Raw genomic sequence first — 14156 nt, 5'->3', positions numbered from 1 at the left:
CGGTGGCTGTCAGGATGTGACGAGCTGGGCGGCTTCACCTGCCTGATGCCGGTATCTCGGCCCGCTTCCTGTCGAAGTCGATCTGCTCGCGGAGAATGTCGCCGTGGCCTGCGTGCCTGGCGAACTCTTGGATGAAGGTGAGCAGCGTCCATCGCATGCTGACGCTTCCTTCGCGGGGATTGGCCTTGGTGTCGTCGAGGTCGAAGCGGGACGCGATCTCACGTGATCGTTGGCTTGCACGCTCGAATTCGGCGATGACATCTGCCAGCGACTCGTCGTCGGCGACGGCGAAGGTGCCCTCGTCGCGGCGCGAGTATCCATCGCATTCGGATTCGTCGAGCCCTGCCCAGAATCGTTGGAACCAGATTCGTTCTGCGGCGGCGGCATGCTTGATCAACGAGATCGGTGTCGTCAGCGACGCAACGAGTCGTCGGCGGGCATCTGCTTCAGACAGGCCGCGGGCGGTCTCGATGAGTGCTTCGCGGTTGCGGTCGAGCATGTTCTCGATGATTGTTCGCTCGGTGCCGCTGGTAATTCCAGAGATACTCATGGACTTTCACTCCATTCTGTTGTGCTGGCGGATGCCCGCGGTAGGTATTGGTCGGGCTGAATGGCGCAGGGAGGCGCACCGACGATCGGTCTCGAGAGGGACGAAACGTCCGGAAACAGGGAACGACCGGGAAGATGGGGGATTCGATCCGCTCGTCGCGAAGATTGCGCACGGAGCGTGGAGAGGGGCCGACGTTGACGTCGCAGCCCAGGCCTGGTGGAAGGCGCTGCTGCCTGGGTTCAATGTATCGCAGAGTTTCAATCCGGGCTGCAACTCGATGACGCAGCCTTGCCAGGTCGATGGCAACCGCACGCGCTCGGTACCTTCGCTGTTCGGGGCGCGCCATCCTGTGTATGCGCGGGGTTCGCTCGGTAGGCTTGGTCGCATGGCACGGATGTGGTCACTGCTCACTCGGAGGCTGAATCTCGTTCAGCTCACGTGGGTGGCCATGCTGACCTTGGTCATTGCCGCGACAACAGCGTTGGACGGGCCGACCGCGGTTGTCGGCGCCGCGATTGCGATCGTGCTTCTGCTCGCAGTGGCTGGACAAGGCTCGTTGGCCCAACTGCACTCGCTGACCGAGTCGACCACTGGCCCATCACGGGACGAGCAGCGTCTGCGTGGCGCGTTCCGCAGGCAGAGCGCCCCCGACACCCCCGGTCGGCCCCGCCGACCTCGAGCACCCGGACAGGTCCTGGTCGCCGCGCTGCACTGACGCTGCGCGAGCGCCTCGGTCGACCGTCCCTCCGCGCCGGAGTGATCCGCAGAGGATCCGGCGTGAACTCCCACTCGCACGATGCCGTGTGACGCTGCGTCGTGCAGCAAAGAGGTACTCGAATGCTCGACTTCATCTACTACCCCGTGTCCGCGATCTTGTGGTTCTGGCACAAGGCGTTCGGCTCGGTTCTCGGCCCCGACAACGGATTCGCCTGGGCGCTGGCGGTGGTGTTCCTGGTCTTCACCCTGCGTGTCCTACTGCTCAAACCCGCGATCAAACAGGTCCGCACAACTCGCCAGATGCAGGAGTTGCAACCGCAGATCAAGGCCCTGCAGCAGAAGTACGCCGGCGACCGGCAACGCCAGGCGACCGAGATGCAGAAGCTGCAGAAGGATCACGGGTTCAACCCGCTGATGGGGTGCCTGCCTGCACTGGTTCAGGCGCCAGTGTTCCTCGGGCTCTACCACGTGCTCCGTTCTTTCAACCGAACCGGAACCGGAATGGGCAACCTCGGAATGACTCCGGAGGTCAACGCACACACTCCGAACTACATCTTCAGCGCCGCCGATGTGCAGTCGTTCCTGAGTGCTCGCCTGTTCGGTGCGCCGATCTCCGTGGCGATCACCAGTCCGCAGAGCACCCTGGCGTCGTTCGCGCCGTACGGCGGAGTCCCGACCGTGGCCACGATTGCCGCCGTGGCGATCCCCCTGATGGTGCTCGCGAGCCTTGCCACGCACTTCAACGCGAGGGCATCGGTGAAAAGGCAGAGTGCGGAAGCGGCGGCCAACCCGCAGTCGGCGATCATGAACAAGCTGATGCTGTGGATCTTTCCGCTCGGCATCCTGGTCGGCGGGCCGTTCCTGATGATCGCGATCTTGCTGTACTGGGTGAGCAACAACATCTGGACCTATGGCCAGCAGCACCTCGTGTTCACTCGCATCGACAGGGAAGAAGCCGCGAAAGAGCGAGTTGTCGCCGAACTGCGAGTGGCCACTGCGCCCAAACCAGGCGCTCGACCGCACGCCCGGCCGAAGTCCACGCGACAGAGACGGAAGCGTCGCAGGTAGCGAGTGCGCCGGTCTAGGCTCCGGACGTGTCGATTCCGAGAGCAGCGTGGTGGGCCTTAGCCGTTGCTGCGCTGGGGTTCACCGCGTGGGTCGGTACTCTGCCGATGGCTGACTTGTCGTTGTCGTGCGCGAAGACCGGTGAGCTGTACCTCGATGGCGGCCGATCCTCCCTGCACTGCGATGACTCGATCGTCCACGTCCTGGGGGTATGGCCGCTGGTCTGCCTCGGATTGTTGCTCGTGACCCCAACTGTGGTGGCGGCGCTGGCGATGCGGGGGTGGGTTTCCTGGTTGGCGGTCGCCGCACTCGTCGGTTTGTCGATCGTTGGGCTGGCGAACTGGTCTTCACACTGGATAGCGCTGCTTTTCGCTGCTCCCATGGCGGCCCTTGGATTGATCACTGCCACGGTCCAGCAGGTCGCCCGGCGCCGACGTAAGCCAGGGGATGGATCTACTGCCACAGTTTCTCTTTTGAGTGGTTGCTGACAGGAGCGAAGCATGAACACCGACGAACACGACGAGCCATCAGGCGACCGGCGCCCGACCGCAAACGATGGCCCATTCACCCTGACAGTCGATGGGGAGGTCTTCACCGTGAGACTGCGCCCGGAGGAACCAGGCGCCTGCGACTATGAATGGGTATCCGGACCGAACAAAGGGTACGGATTTTCGAGTTCTCAACGGGTGGCCTTCTACAGCATTCAAGATCGAGCAGGAACCCCGTCCGCACTTCAGCCGATATCGGTTGACGAGCATCGCGAGTCGATCCGCGACTTCCTCAGTCAGATCAACCCTGAGACTGGGTATCTCGGAGACTAGCGGCGACAGTCGCCCGGCAGTGCGCGGTGCCGTTGTAGTCACCGATCCGGCCACGGAAGGACCGTCAGCCGCGGCCACTCAGCTTTCCACCGGTCGGCCTTGGCTTCGTACACCTCTCGGGGTGCCATCACCGGGTTGGGGCGCAACACCATGTCGAAGAGATCATCGAAACCGTGAGGGGCGTAGACCTCGGGATCTGCGCCTGCCTTTCGCGTGATGCCGAAGCAGCACGTGGTGGACGCGAAGTGGTCGATAGCGTCAGCGCTGCTGGTGAACGCTGTGGCCGGAACACCGAAATGCTCTTCGTACCAGAGGTGGACGCGCGCTTCGTTGCGGACCTCGACAACTTCGTTGATGTCGTGGAACAGGATCTCGGCCCCCTTGATGACACTGTCTTCGGCGTCGTAGCTCAGGTCGGACCCGTCGAAATAGAACAGGTCGTAGTCCTTGATGCCTGCCCGCAGATCGCGGCCGTCGAGGTGATTCCAGACCGTCTGGAACACCCCGCCTGCAGTGAGGTACCAGTCCTCCACGCCGAGGTGCTCCGCCCGATCCACGATCCGTCGGCACACGGGATTCCCCAAGACAATTTCGAGCAGTCGCTGCTCGTCCGTGGCGCGTGAGGTCATCGTGCAATCATCGCGTAGCGGCAGCCGGAACATCCCCTGACCGGCGTGTAGTGGGGCGATCACCGCGGACGCGTCGGTAGGCGGCGTGTCCCTCTGATCCTTGTCAGTCCGTGGGGCAACCCGGTATTTCAGCTGTAGTACTGAACGATGCAGAACTCGTGATCCTCTGGATCGTGCATCACCATCACGGTTCCATCGTCGTAGTCGTGACGCACGCCTGCCCAGCGGCCGCCCAGGCTTTCGACACGGTGGCGGCCTGCGTCGATATCTTCGACCTGAATGTCGAGGTGAATGCGGACCTTACCGTTTTTGGTCTCTGGAACTCGTTGGAAGGTCAAGCGCGGCTGGCCATCATGGCGAGATCCCACGGTGGCCCATCCGAGATCGTCACCGTGGTCGTCGGACTCCGCAATGTCGAGCATCGCGCTCCAGAACGATGCCATCCGTGCGGGGTCCGCGCAGTCGATCGTGATTCCAACCAACCGATTCGTCATGCCTACAGCATCTACGAGCCAGTCGAGAACTCAATGATGTTGACGTCCTTGTTTCCGCGGTTGGCCGCGCAGCGGCACCGGCCGCAACCTGGAAGCCCGTGTGGCGGTATGGGTTCTTGAGCTGAGTTGAAAGGAATTGGGCAAGCCAGCCGTTGGAGGTGCCGGTCCTAGTGGCCGCGAACGCGCCGGTAGTGCTCGTAGATCACGCGCGAGCCGAATGTCCTGGTCTCGATGAGGTCAAGCGTGACGTCTTCGGTGACCGGCGGCAGGAACGGTGTGCCACCACCGATGACGACCGGATTGCGGAACATGCACAGCTCGTCGACAAGTCCGAGCTCGATGGCCCCCGCGGCCAGGCCGGCGCCGCCGATCGCGACATCCTTGTCGGTCGCGCCGAGCGCGGACGCTGCCTCCTCGGCCAGCGGCGCCTCGGCGAGCCGGGCATTGCCCTGGACGCCGTCGAGCGTGCGGCTGAAGACGACCTTCGGGATCGCGCACCAGGCGTCGGCGAAGGCGGCGTCGAGCTCGTTGTCGCGCATCGACGGATCCGTCTCCCACGGCAGCATCGTCTCGTAGAGCCTGCGGCCGCACAGGAAGCCGCCGAGCTCGCGTGTCTGCGTGATGTGGAAACGAAACTGCTCATCGCTGGGGATCGACCAGCCGAACGCGCCCTCGCGGTCGGCGATGAAGCCGTCCACCGAGACACTCATCGAATAGATCAGCATGGCTGCAGCCCGTCGGGCCGGAGCGACCGGCGACGATCGGTGATGATGCCCATCCTCAGGTTCGACATCGGGATCTCCATCCTTCTGCGCGATCGTACGGCCATTGCAGGCGCCGCACAGAGATCTCGAGAGCGACCTCCACCTCGAGTCGAGCAAAGGCCGGGTGGGACCGATCGACTCCCAGGTGTCACGTTTTCGTCGCGTTCGGTGTCCTTTGTTGTGTGATCGCGGTTGGCGAGATGCGGGAAGGTTGGGGTGATGGCTCAAACGACAGGAGAATCAGCGTGAAGGCACTGATCGTGTGTACGTCCGTCTCGCACGGCAACACCAGAAAGATCGCCGACGTCATGGGTGCCGTGCTGTCGGCGCCAGTCATGGCTCCCGAGGACGTCGATCCGGTCGAGTTGGCAGGTTATGACCTGGTGGGATTCGGTTCCGGGATCTTCCAGATGTCCTTCCATCCACAGCTACGAGATTTCGTCGGGGCGCTCCCGCCGCAGCCCGCAACCGCGGCGTTTGTGTTCTCCACCAGCGGCCTTCCCGAGCCTCCGTTCAGGCGGTACAGCCGTTCCTTCGAGCGGCTGCTCGAGCAGAAGGGGCTCAAGGTGGTCGACACGTTCTCCTGCCGGGCGTTCGATACCTATCTGCCGTTCAAGCTGGTCGGCGGCAGAAGAAAGGAACGGCCGGACATCAACGATCTGCGGGCAGCGCATACATTCGCCGAGCGCCTACGTGCGCAGATGGTCTCTGCATCCTGAGCTGTCCGGTGTCAGAGCACGATCAGGCCATTCACCTGCGCCGCCGGGATGAGTCGACCCGGGTGACGAGAAGCGTGTGCGTTGCAGGTCGGCCCCGGCTGGGATATCCAAAGTATCGCGGCTCGGGCCGGTCGGCGCCATCATGCGATTCCACTTGGTCCGGAGTTCCGCAAACCCCTTGCGTCGGGTCCGCTCTCGAGTAGAATCGAACATATGTTCTAGTGATTCTCCCGGGGGTGTGATGCACATGACGGGCTCGGTGGCGATGGATCGTGAGCGGTGCCTGCTCGACGCGATCGCCGAGACCTCGCGCGCCGAGAATGCGGCGGCGGCCCGGTTGGTCGGGCAGATCATGGAGTACATCAACTCTCGGGGCACCTTCGACCAGCGGGCTCCCGGCGCAGGCTTCGATACCGAGCAAGCGGAGCGGTCCGCGATCGCGGAAGTCGCATTGGCGTTGTCGAGCACCTTCAGGTCGGTGTCGTCGCTGATGCGACTCGGGTTCGCCCTTGAGCGGATGCCCGATATTCGGGGCGCCTTCGCCGCTGGTGAGGTGTCTCTGGTCAAGGTCCGGGTGATCGATGAGCACACCCGCAAGGCTGCCATCGCAGCGGTGCTGCGCCTCGACGCCGACATCCTCGCCGCCGCAAGACGGCTCGCGCCAACCGCCCTCGGAATCGAGATCGACCGACTGCTGATCGAGGACGACGCGGCCTGGGCGCAACGCGCTCGCGACGAGGCCGAGGCCAAACGCAAGGTTCGCTCCCGCCGCCTTCCTCACGGGATGGGGGTGCTCTCGGTGACGTTGACGGCGACTCAGCTGGCGGCAGTCACGGGGCTGATCGTGACGGTTGCCAAGACGGCGTGCAGGGCAGATCCGCGCCCGCTCGACGTCCGGTGCGCGGACGCGTTCATGGTCCTGATGCGCGGCGGGAGGGTCCTGACCTGCGAGTGTGGCGACCGTGACTGTGCTGCCACCCGCAACTGTGAGCCCGCCGCCGCGCAGGTGAATCTGACGATTTCGTGCGGGCTGGAGACGCTGCTCGGCCTCGCCGACAACCCCGCCTACCTCGAAGGCTACGGATACCTCGACGCCGGGCAGGCCCGCGCCATCGCCGGGGATGCGACCTGGCAGGCGATCATCGACTGCGCCACGCAGGCGCTCGACCGTCTACATCGCGATCACGCCGTCGCCCGCTACGACACCGATGGCGCCGACGACACCGACGGCACCGACGCCGACGGCACCGACGCCGACGGCACCGACGCCGACGGCATCGGCGCCGACGATGGCACAGATGCCGACGATGGCATCGACGAGGCCAATGGCACTGCGGACGGCGCCGAATCGACCGGGGCAGCGGCCGCGACGGAATCGGACCACCGGCCACCTGGCATCGCGGCGGAACCCGTAGTGCGCGAACCGGACCCGTCATGCCGATCCGAAGTGCCAGATCCATGCCTTGCGGCCGTGGCGGGGCCCGACGACCTCCGCGAGTCGAACCCCGGATCTGGTTTGCTCGTGCTCAGAAGTCGGATCCTGCCCGCGGGCTCGACCGCGCTTCCGGTACGCAAGCTCCCGCGTCCCGGTGTCGCCTCGCCGGCCGACGCCATCGATCGTCTGTTCCGCACGATCCTGAACGACCCCGCGGATCTCATGGCCGCGTTTCCGGACGGCCACGGTGGATTCACGAGGCCGCCACCCGGGGCCCTGGCGTACCGACCCAGCGACCTACTCGCCGCCGCCGTCCGGCTGCGTGACGGCACCTGCCGACACCCCGACTGCCTGATCGCCGCCGCGGACTGCCAGATCGATCATGTAGTGGCGTTCGACAGGAGTGATCCGATCCTCGGCGGCTGGACCATTCTCACCAACCTGCAGTGTCTGTGCGTCCTGCATCACCAACTCAAGACCGCGGGCCTCTGGCGTCACGAGATGCTCGCCGGCGCGATCATGCACATCCACAACGCGATCGGACAGCACGCCCTCACCCTCCCTGTCCGGCGGTAGGTGCTACTCGGGCGCCGGCTGCTTCATGTTCAGGATCACCACGCCCGCGATGATCAGCGCGAGCCCGAAGAACTTCGCGACGGATGCCTCTTCGCCGAGGAACGCGATACCGATCAGCGCGACCGTCGCGGTCCCGATCCCGGACCAGAGCGCGTACGCCAGGCTCACGGGCAGTGACCGCAGCGCCTGGGCGAGGCAGGCGAACGAGGTGGCGTAGCCGAGCAGAACGGCGATCGTCGGCAACGGCCGGCTGAACTGCTCGGTGCTGCCGAGGAATACCGTCGCGAGGATCTCGCAGGTGATCGCGGCGGCGAGGAAGGCCCACGCCCGCTTGCCGTCGCTCATCAGGCACCGCCCAGGTTGAGCGCGACCACTCCGGCCACCACCAGGGTGATGCCGAGGATTCGGCCTGCGGACCGTGGTTCTCGCAGGACCAGCATTCCGATGGCGGCGATCGCGGCGGTGCCGACGCCAGCCCAGACGGCGTACGCCACACCGATGTCGAGGGTGCGCAGGGTCAGCGACAGGCAGTACAGCGCCACGCCGTACAGGCCAAGGACAGCCACGGTCGGACCGGGCCGTCGGAAGCCCTCCGTCCGACTCAGCAGACTTGTTGCGAGTACCTCCGCGCAGATGGCCACCGCGAGGAAAATCCATGCCGTCGTCATGCCTACAACGTACGGAGCGACCGGACAGCCGCCTTCGGGGCGGTAGCGTCACGGCATGGCCGCCGTCACGGTTCGACCCGCCGCCCCCTCCGATGTCCCCGCCGCCGGACGCGTGCTGGCCGCGGCTTTCGATGACGACCCGGTGACGGAATGGATGTGGCCGGACGTCGGCTCGCGCCGGACCGGGTTGCCGCGATTGTTCGGGACGCTCATCCGGCACCATCACTTCCCGCTCGGCGGCGTCGAGGTTGCGCTCGCAGCGGACGGATCGGTGACCGGGGCCACCATGTGGGATCCGCCGGGACGCTGGCGGCAGTCGGCGCTGAGCCAGCTGCGCGCGCTGCCCGGACTGATCCACGCCTTCGGCAGCCGGATCATGGTGGGGGCGGAGTTCGCCGGGACGGTCGAGAAGGCGCACCCGGAAGAGCCGCACTGGTATCTCAGCACCATCGGGACCGATCCCTCGGCGCGTGGCGCGGGCCACGGCAAAGCGCTGATGAACTCCCGGCTGGAGCGGTGTGACGCCGAGCATGCGCCTGCTTATCTGGAGTCGAGCAAGGAGTCGAACGTCCCCTATTACGAGCGATTCGGCTTCGAGGTGACGGGCGAGATCGTGATCCCGAACGGTGGCCCGACGCTGTGGGCGATGTGGCGGGCGCCTCGCTGACCGGACGGCGGTGTCGGGGGAGCCCGCGGGTTCTCTAGAATCACCGGGTGACCAGTGCCGTGCCGCAGGACCCCATGAACCCCGCCGACGCCCTCCCGAAGAGCTGGGACCCCAGCGCGGTAGAGCAGGAGTTGTACGAGGGTTGGGTGGACGCCGGGTACTTCACGGCTGACCCGACCAGCGACAAGCCCGGCTACTCGATCGTGCTGCCGCCGCCGAACGTGACCGGCAGCCTGCACATGGGCCACGCCCTCGACCACACCCTCATGGACGTGCTCTCGCGCCGCAAGCGCATGCAGGGCTACGAGGTGCTCTGGCTGCCCGGCATGGACCACGCGGGTATCGCCACCCAGAACGTGGTGGAGAAGCAGCTCGCGGCGGACGGCAAGAAGAAGGAAGACTTCGGTCGCGAACTGTTCATCGACAAGGTCTGGGACTGGAAGCGCGAGTCCGGCGGCACCATCGGTGGCCAGATGCGCCGACTCGGCGACGGCGTCGACTGGAGCCGTGACCGGTTCACCATGGACGAGGGCCTCTCGCGCGCCGTCCAGACCATCTTCAAGCGGATGTACGACGCGGGACTGATCTACCGGGCCGAGCGCCTGGTCAACTGGTCGCCGGTGCTGCAGACCGCCATCTCCGACATCGAGGTCAAGTTCGAGGACGTCGAGGGCGAACTGGTGTCGCTCCGGTACGGCTCGCTCGACGACAACGAGCCGCACGTGATCGTGGCCACCACCCGTGTGGAGACGATGCTCGGCGACACCGCTGTCGCGGTGCACCCCGACGACGAGCGCTACCAGCACCTGCTCGGCACCACCCTCGAGCACCCCATCACCGGGCGGCAGATCCCGATCATCGCCGACGACTACGTCGACCCGGAGTTCGGCACCGGTGCGGTGAAGATCACCCCCGCGCACGACCCCAACGACTTCGAGATGGGCCTGCGGCACAACCTGCCGATGCCCACGATCATGGACAAGACCGGCAAGATCGCCGATACCGGAACGCAGTTCGACGGCATGGACCGGTTCGAGGCCCGAGTGAAGGTGCGCGAGGCGCTCGCCGAGCAGGGTCGTGTGGTCGCCGAGAAGCGTCCCTACCTGCACAGCGTCGGCCACTCCGAGCGCAGCGGCGAGTCGATCGAGCCGCGGCTCTCGCTGCAGTGGTGGGTCAAGGTCGAGGAGCTTGCCAAGGCCGCGGGCGACGCGGTCCGTAACGGAGACACCACGATTCACCCCGCCAGCCTCGAGCCGCGCTGGTTCGGTTGGGTCGACAACATGCACGACTGGTGCATCTCGCGCCAGCTGTGGTGGGGTCACCGCATCCCGATCTGGTACGGCCCCGAGGGGGAGGTCCGCTGCGTCGGACCCGACGAGACCGCACCCGAGGGCTGGGAGCAGGACCCCGACGTCCTCGACACCTGGTTCTCGTCCGGACTCTGGCCGTTCTCCACGATGGGCTGGCCGGAGCAGACCCCTGAGCTCGAAAAGTTCTACCCCACAAGCGTTCTCGTCACCGGCTACGACATCCTGTTCTTCTGGGTGGCCCGGATGATGATGTTCGGCACCTTCGTCTCCGAGGACGACGCGATCACCGCGGGCGAGGGCAAGTCCGGTCCGCAGATGCCGTTCAAGGATGTCTTCCTGCACGGCCTGGTCCGCGACGAGTTCGGCAAGAAGATGTCGAAGTCGAAGGGCAACGGCATCGACCCGCTGGACTGGGTGCGCGAGTTCGGCGCCGACGCGCTGCGCTTCACGCTGGCCCGCGGCGCGAACCCCGGCAGCGACCTCTCCGTCGGTGAGGATCACGCGAAGGCCTCCCGCAGCTTCGCCACGAAACTGTTCAACGCCACCAAGTTCGCCCTGATGAACGGCGCTGCGCCCGCGCCGCTGCCTGCCGAGCTCAGCGATGCCGACCGCTGGATCCTGGACCGGCTCGAGCAGGTGCGGGCCGAGGTCGACGCCGCGTTCGACCGCTACGACTTCGGCAAGGCCTGCGACGCGCTCTACCACTTCGCCTGGGACGAGGTGTGTGACTGGTACCTCGAGCTCGCCAAGGTGCAGTTCGCCGGTCCCGAGGCCGAGGGCACCAAGGCCGTGCTCGGCAACGTCCTCGACGCGCTGCTGCGCATGCTGCATCCGGTGATGCCGTTCGTCACCGAGACCCTCTGGAAGGTGCTGACCGGCGGGGAGTCGGTGGTGATCTCCGAGTGGCCGACCACTACCGGTGCGACCGCCGATGCCGTTGCCGCGCAGCGCATCGCGGACGTCCAGCGGCTCGTCACCGAGATCCGCAGGTTCCGCAGCGATCAGGGCCTGAACCCCGGCCAGAAGGTGGCGGCGAGGCTCAGCGGGATCGCGGAGGCCGATCTGGACGGCAAGCAGGCCGCGGTCGCCTCCCTGGTCAAGCTGACGGATCCGGCCGACGACTTCGCGGCCACCGCGTCGCTCGAGGTTCGGCTCAGTCGCGGCACCGTCACCGTCGAGCTGGACACCTCGGGCACCGTTGACCTTGTCGCCGAGCGCAAGCGCCTCGAGAAGGATCTGGCGGCGGCCGAGAAGGAGCTCGCGGGCACCGCGGCCAAGCTGTCCAACGAGGCGTTCCTCGGCAAGGCGCCGGACAACGTGGTCGACAAGATCCGTGCCCGGCAGACCCTGGCAGCGGAGGAGGTCGAGCGGATCACCGCCCGGCTCAATGCTGCTGACATGAAGGACGCGGATCTGAAGGGGCAGGCGCAGGCGTGAACGCCGAGACACCTGAGAAGTGGGACGGGGGATCGCAGCCCTCGCCCGTCGATCTGGCCGAGCTGGCGCTCGTCGAGGCCGAACTCGACCAGCGCTGGCCCGAGACCAAGATCGAGCCCTCCACCGCCCGCATCGCGGCCCTGATGGATCTGCTCGGCTCGCCGCAGCACAGCTATCCGGCCATCCACGTCGCTGGCACCAACGGGAAGACCTCGGTCACCCGGATGATCGACGCGCTGATGACGCGCCTGCACCGCCGGGTCGGGCGGACCACCAGCCCGCATCTGCAGCTGGCGACCGAGCGGATCAGCATCGACGGCAAGCCGATCTCGCCTCGCCTCTACGTGGACACCTACCGCGAGCTGCTGCCGTACGTCGAGATGATCGACACCCAGTCCAAGGCGGCGGGTGGCCCCGCGATGAGCAAGTTCGAGGTGCTCACCGCGATGGCGTTCGCGGCCTTCGCCGAGGCGCCGGTGGACGTCGCGGTCGTGGAGACTGGCCTCGGTGGCCGTTGGGACGCAACGAATGTCATCGACGGTCAGGTCGCGGTGATCACCCCCATCGGCCTCGACCACGTCGAGTTCCTCGGCAGTGACATCGCCGGGATCGCCGCCGAGAAGGCCGGGATCATCAAAAAGGCGCCCGAGTCGCTGGTGCCGCGCGACACCGTCGCGATCCTCGCGGAGCAGACCCCGGAAGTGACCGAGGTCCTGCTGCGCCGGGCCGTCGAGGCCGACGCCGCGGTGGCCCGCGAGGGGTCCGAGTTCAAGGTCCTGGCCCGCCGGATCGCGATCGGCGGACAGCAACTGGAACTGCAAGGCCTGTCCGGGGTCTACAGCGACATCTTCCTGCCGCTGCACGGCGAGCACCAGGCCCGCAACGCCTCGCTCGCGCTCGCCGCGGTGGAGGCGTTCTTCGGGGCGGGGGCGGACCGCCAGCTCGACGTCGACGCGATCCGGGAAGGCTTCGCCTCGATGACCAACCCGGGGCGTCTCGAGCGGGTGCGCAGCGCGCCCACCGTCTTCCTCGACGCCGCGCACAACCCGCACGGGGCCAAGGCGCTGGCCGCCGCGCTCGTCGCGGAGTTCGACTTCCGCAAGCTGGTCGGCGTCGTCGCGGTGATGGCGGACAAGGACGTGGCCGGGATCCTGACCGCGCTGGAGCCGGTGTTCGACGAGATCGTCGTGACGCACAACGGATCTCCGCGCGGCATGGATGTCGAGGAACTCGCCAACCTGGCGGTCGCCCGGTTCGGCGACGAACGCGTGGTGGTGGCGCAGACGCTCCCGGACGCACTCGAGACGGCCATCGGGCTGGCCGAGGAGGTCGCCGAGCCCGGTGAGGCAGTATCGGGGGCGGGTGTCGTGGTCACCGGATCGGTGGTCACCGCGGGCGTGGCCCGCACCCTGTTCGGAAAGGACCCGGCGTGAGTACTCCCGAGGGATCGAGCACACCCGAAGGCGACGCGGAGGGCGGCGCTCCGCGCTTCCGTCCGCCGGTGAACGACCCGTGGAAGGGCTTCCGTGGGGTCTGCGCGGGCACCCTGATCCTGGAGGCGATCGTGGTGCTGCTGGCGCTCCCGGTGGTGGCGACCGTCGGTGGCGGCGTCACCTGGCTGTCCGGCGTCTACCTGGTCGGACTCGCGCTGCTGATGGTTCTCGGCGGCGGTGTCCAGGGCAAGCCGTGGGCGATGGGGTACAACTTCGCGCTGCAGGCGGCGTTGATCGCCGGCTTCGCGGTGCACCCCGCGATCGGCGCGGTCGGACTGCTATTCGGCGCGGTGTGGGGTTACCTGCTGTATCTCAAGCGGGACCTCACCGACCGGATCGAACAGGGTCTGCTTCCGGGCCAGCGGGACTGACCCCTTAAGCTGTCCGCCGTGACTGAGCGCACCCTGGTACTTATCAAGCCCGATGGCGTCGCCCGCCGATTCGTAGGAGAAATCCTTTCCCGTGTCGAGCGGAAGGGGCTGTCCATCACGGCCCTCGAGATGAAGACCGCGGATGAGGCGCTGGCAGGCCAGCATTACGCCGAGCACCTTGGCAGGCCCTTCTATCCGGGGCTGATCGAGTTCATCACGTCCGGACCCCTCGTCGCCGCGGTGCTCGAGGGCCCGCGCGCGATCGCGGCATTCCGACAGCTCGCGGGCGGCACCGACCCGGTCGAGAAGGCCGTCCCCGGTTCCATCCGCGCCGACCTGGCACTGGACGGCCAGCAGAACCTGGTACACGGCTCCGACTCCGTCGAGTCGGCCGAGCGGGAGATCGCGCTCTGGTTCCCGGAGCTCGCCCGCGGCTAGTC

General features: G+C 66.5%; 17 protein-coding genes. 11 read left to right on the top strand and 6 right to left on the bottom strand.

Features of this window, described 5'->3' with window-relative positions:
• Positions 1-34 precede the first annotated feature (34 nt).
• On the bottom strand, positions 35-550 hold the full coding sequence (locus ACWFRB_RS09905) for a DinB family protein (RefSeq protein WP_452640630.1): 516 nt from the start codon (positions 548-550) through the stop codon (positions 35-37).
• On the opposite strand from ACWFRB_RS09905, the gene ACWFRB_RS09900 reads away from it, so the two are divergent.
• From ACWFRB_RS09900 to ACWFRB_RS09885, 4 genes are all read left to right on the top strand, one after another.
• On the top strand, positions 471-1265 hold the full coding sequence (locus tag ACWFRB_RS09900) for a DUF6412 domain-containing protein (protein ID WP_452640628.1): 795 nt from the start codon (positions 471-473) through the stop codon (positions 1263-1265). The genes ACWFRB_RS09905 and ACWFRB_RS09900 overlap by 80 nt on opposite strands.
• A 122-nt stretch (positions 1266-1387) precedes the next feature.
• Positions 1388-2335 carry a membrane protein insertase YidC gene (gene yidC / locus ACWFRB_RS09895; protein ID WP_452640627.1) on the top strand — a complete coding sequence of 316 codons (948 nt, stop codon included), beginning with the start codon at positions 1388-1390 and terminating at the stop codon, positions 2333-2335.
• A 26-nt stretch (positions 2336-2361) separates the two neighbouring features.
• Entirely contained in the window at positions 2362-2820 is a 459-nt protein-coding gene (locus tag ACWFRB_RS09890; protein WP_452640625.1) for an ABC transporter permease, read from the top strand.
• A 12-nt stretch (positions 2821-2832) separates the two neighbouring features.
• Positions 2833-3153, top strand: a complete 321-nt coding sequence (locus ACWFRB_RS09885) for a hypothetical protein (RefSeq protein ID WP_452640624.1) — start codon at positions 2833-2835, stop codon at positions 3151-3153.
• A gap of 38 nt (positions 3154-3191) precedes the next feature.
• Here ACWFRB_RS09885 and ACWFRB_RS09880 read toward each other — a convergent pair whose 3' ends face one another.
• The 3 genes from ACWFRB_RS09880 to ACWFRB_RS09870 all read right to left on the bottom strand — a co-directional run bounded on the left by ACWFRB_RS09880 (position 3192) and on the right by ACWFRB_RS09870 (position 5001).
• The gene (locus ACWFRB_RS09880; protein WP_452640622.1) at positions 3192-3815 is read right to left on the bottom strand and encodes a nucleotidyltransferase family protein; all 624 of its coding nucleotides are present in this window, start codon (positions 3813-3815) and stop codon (positions 3192-3194) included.
• 95 nt (positions 3816-3910) lie between these two features.
• On the bottom strand, positions 3911-4276 hold the full coding sequence (locus ACWFRB_RS09875; RefSeq protein ID WP_452640621.1) for a VOC family protein: 366 nt from the start codon (positions 4274-4276) through the stop codon (positions 3911-3913).
• Positions 4277-4443: 167 nt separating this feature from the next.
• The gene (locus ACWFRB_RS09870) at positions 4444-5001 is read right to left on the bottom strand and encodes a dihydrofolate reductase family protein (RefSeq protein WP_452640620.1); all 558 of its coding nucleotides are present in this window, start codon (positions 4999-5001) and stop codon (positions 4444-4446) included.
• A gap of 284 nt (positions 5002-5285) precedes the next feature.
• Here ACWFRB_RS09870 and ACWFRB_RS09865 point away from each other — a divergent pair, with 284 nt between their 5' ends.
• Together ACWFRB_RS09865 and ACWFRB_RS09860 are read left to right on the top strand one after the other, a co-directional pair.
• Positions 5286-5759, top strand: coding sequence for a flavodoxin family protein (locus ACWFRB_RS09865; RefSeq protein WP_452640619.1), 474 nt, complete (start codon positions 5286-5288; stop codon positions 5757-5759).
• A gap of 247 nt (positions 5760-6006) precedes the next feature.
• Complete coding sequence (locus tag ACWFRB_RS09860; RefSeq protein ID WP_452640618.1) at positions 6007-7770, top strand: DUF222 domain-containing protein; 1764 nt, start codon at positions 6007-6009, stop codon at positions 7768-7770.
• Between the two features lie 3 nt (positions 7771-7773).
• On the opposite strand, the gene ACWFRB_RS09855 is transcribed toward ACWFRB_RS09860, so the two are convergent.
• Both ACWFRB_RS09855 and ACWFRB_RS09850 read right to left on the bottom strand, forming a co-directional pair.
• A complete protein-coding gene (locus tag ACWFRB_RS09855; RefSeq protein WP_452640616.1) occupies positions 7774-8115 on the bottom strand; it encodes a DMT family transporter in 342 nt (113 codons plus the stop codon).
• Positions 8115-8438: a DMT family transporter gene (locus ACWFRB_RS09850; RefSeq protein ID WP_452640614.1), complete on the bottom strand. Its 324-nt coding sequence runs from the start codon at positions 8436-8438 to the stop codon at positions 8115-8117. Before ACWFRB_RS09850 ends, ACWFRB_RS09855 begins: the two co-directional genes overlap by 1 nt.
• Positions 8439-8493: 55 nt before the next feature.
• Here ACWFRB_RS09850 and ACWFRB_RS09845 point away from each other — a divergent pair, with 55 nt between their 5' ends.
• The 5 genes from ACWFRB_RS09845 to ndk all read left to right on the top strand — a co-directional run bounded on the left by ACWFRB_RS09845 (position 8494) and on the right by ndk (position 14154).
• On the top strand, positions 8494-9105 hold the full coding sequence (locus ACWFRB_RS09845; protein ID WP_452640613.1) for a GNAT family N-acetyltransferase: 612 nt from the start codon (positions 8494-8496) through the stop codon (positions 9103-9105).
• A 74-nt stretch (positions 9106-9179) separates the two neighbouring features.
• The gene (locus tag ACWFRB_RS09840; protein ID WP_452640676.1) at positions 9180-11852 is read left to right on the top strand and encodes a valine--tRNA ligase; all 2673 of its coding nucleotides are present in this window, start codon (positions 9180-9182) and stop codon (positions 11850-11852) included.
• Positions 11849-13285 carry a bifunctional tetrahydrofolate synthase/dihydrofolate synthase gene (folC, locus tag ACWFRB_RS09835; protein ID WP_452640611.1) on the top strand — a complete coding sequence of 479 codons (1437 nt, stop codon included), beginning with the start codon at positions 11849-11851 and terminating at the stop codon, positions 13283-13285. Before ACWFRB_RS09840 ends, folC begins: the two co-directional genes overlap by 4 nt.
• Entirely contained in the window at positions 13282-13716 is a 435-nt protein-coding gene (locus ACWFRB_RS09830; protein ID WP_452640610.1) for a DUF4233 domain-containing protein, read from the top strand. The genes folC and ACWFRB_RS09830 overlap by 4 nt, the downstream gene beginning before the upstream one ends.
• Before the next feature lie 18 nt (positions 13717-13734).
• Entirely contained in the window at positions 13735-14154 is a 420-nt protein-coding gene (gene ndk / locus ACWFRB_RS09825) for a nucleoside-diphosphate kinase (protein WP_097211416.1), read from the top strand.
• The last annotated feature ends 2 nt before the right edge of the window (positions 14155-14156 follow it).

It is taken from the genome of Rhodococcus sp. NPDC055112 (genome assembly GCF_053607505.1).
The sequence above is the reverse complement of the archived record's forward strand: the minus strand, read 5'-3'. Positions and strand labels throughout refer to the sequence as shown.